Below are 1,058 nucleotides of genomic sequence, written 5' to 3' on the forward strand. Positions count from 1 at the left end.
CAGAATCATCAGACTGAAGGTTATCAGAAAGTTCTTTCAAACCTTGATCTAACTGACCTTTGTTAACCGCATCATTGTCATTTTCTGCTGCTTTAACACCTGAAAGCCTACGATCTTGACCTGAACTGTTGGCAATATTGATTCCTGTGCCCGCTACTTCTTTACCAATAGTGATCTGCTTACTCTTAGGATCTTGCTTAACAAGGCTCTCACCTTCTACACCACTAAGCGCATTATTGATTTCATTATGCACATTAGTGAGAGAACTATTGAAGCCTTCAAAAGCACTAGCAACATTATTATAGCTTTCTTCAGTTGCATTGCCTTCAGAGTCAAACTTCTTAACCGTATAAGTTGGAGCTGTCCATTTGCCATCTTCATACTTTGCACCACCACCAAAATAGGTCGCAAGCGTCTGATTCAACGTATAAAGCTGACCACCTGTAATTGCATCTGTAGAAGATTTAGAAATGTCTCCAGCTAAAAGATGGGTAATCTTACTGTTAGCCTTTTTACCTTCTGCACCATGATCGGCGACAAAGGCATTCGCTTCCTTACTCCACAATAACGCATCATCTTTAAGTTGTTGCGTTGTTTGATCTACGTTTTGTGTAAACTCATTGAACTTATTGGTGACATTCTCATTGACATTCTTGATATTCGTATCAAGACCTACAAGGGCTGAACCAGCATCATGATATTGAGACTCTTTTACATGGCCATCTTTATCAATATTAGACACTGTATAGGTTGGTTCTGTAAAGCTACCATCATCAAACTTCGCACCACCACCCAAAATCTTAGCAACATCTTCACCGATTTTGTTAATCTGACCACCTGTAACAACATCCTTAGAGCCTGACGCAATCTTTCCATTCGCTACATTATGAAGGGCAACAGCGGCAGAATCTTTACCTTTACCCAAAGTCACACTGGTATAATCAATGTTACCATCTGTCTTTTTGTCATAATGGACAACTGCAGAATCATCAGACTGAAGGTTATCAGAAAGTTCTTTCAAACCTTGATCTAACTGACCTTTGTTAACCGCATCATTG

At 39.6% G+C, this 1,058-nt stretch carries 1 pseudogene; it reads right to left on the reverse strand.

Going from position 1 to position 1,058, the window contains the following annotated elements:
- A pseudogene (locus tag ACFIO5_RS10615) lies at positions 1 to 1,058 on the reverse strand (Vomp family autotransporter); the annotation flags it as partial.

It is taken from the genome of Bartonella sp. AA86SXKL, from assembly GCF_042196885.1.